Below are 877 nucleotides of genomic sequence, written 5' to 3' on the forward strand. Positions count from 1 at the left end.
TGCAGACCTTCCTTAACTTCCTGTCTTGTTTTGCCTGACGGGAAGCGATGCCTAAAGAGCTTATCGACGACGAATTGTGGTCACTCATCGAACCACTTCTGCCCGTGCGAGCACCGCGCAATCGCCAGTATGCAGGCCGCAAACCGACACCCGACCGTGCGGTACTGACTGGCATTGTGTTCGTGTTGCGCTCGGGCATCGCATGGAATCTCCTGCCGCAAGAGATGGGTTGCGGCTCAGGCACGGCCTGCTGGCGACGACTCGTCGCGTGGCAGCAAGCTGGCGTCTGGCAACGTATCCACGAGACGCTGCTCGCGGAACTGCGTCGCCGTGGCGAAATTGATTTGACGCGTGCTCTCGTCGACAGCTCGTCGATTCGCGCCATGCTGGCGGGAAAAAAACCGGCCCGAATCCCACGGACCGACGCAAGCTCGGCAGCAAACACCACCTCATCGTCGACGCGCAAGGCATCCCGCTCGCGGTCATCCTGACCGGAGCAAATCGCCACGACATTACCCAGCTCGACGCGCTGGTCGAGGCCATTCCGCACATTCGAGGCAAGCGGGGTCGTCCGCTGCACAAACCGCAAATCGTTCAAGGTGACCGGGGCTACAGTTCCGAGCCACATCGGCAGCGCTTGCGAGCGCGCGGCATCACGCCGGTACTTGCAAAAATCTGCGAGCCGCATGGCAGCGGACTTGGCAAAACGCGTTGGCCAGTCGAACGTTCGATTGCATGGCTTCACGCGTTTCGACGACTGAAGATTCGCTACGAACGCTATGCTCATATCCACGAGGCCTTCCTATCTTTGGCTTGCGCCTTGATTTGCTGGACGCGTCTCAAACCTCTGGCTCACTAATTTCGCAACAGCTTCTTA

The 877-nt window shown here is 59.3% G+C and carries 1 protein-coding gene; it reads left to right on the forward strand.

Going from position 1 to position 877, the window contains the following annotated elements:
* The first annotated feature begins 47 nt into the window (after positions 1-47).
* A protein-coding gene (locus tag U5A56_RS36860) for an IS5 family transposase (RefSeq protein ID WP_257775755.1) occupies positions 48-859 on the forward strand; the annotation gives its coding sequence in 2 pieces (ribosomal slippage) (positions 48-387 and positions 387-859; 813 coding nt in all).
* Positions 860-877 lie beyond the last annotated feature (18 nt).

The sequence above is a fragment of the Burkholderia sp. BCC1998 genome (assembly GCF_905339875.1).
Taxonomy (GTDB): domain Bacteria; phylum Pseudomonadota; class Gammaproteobacteria; order Burkholderiales; family Burkholderiaceae; genus Burkholderia.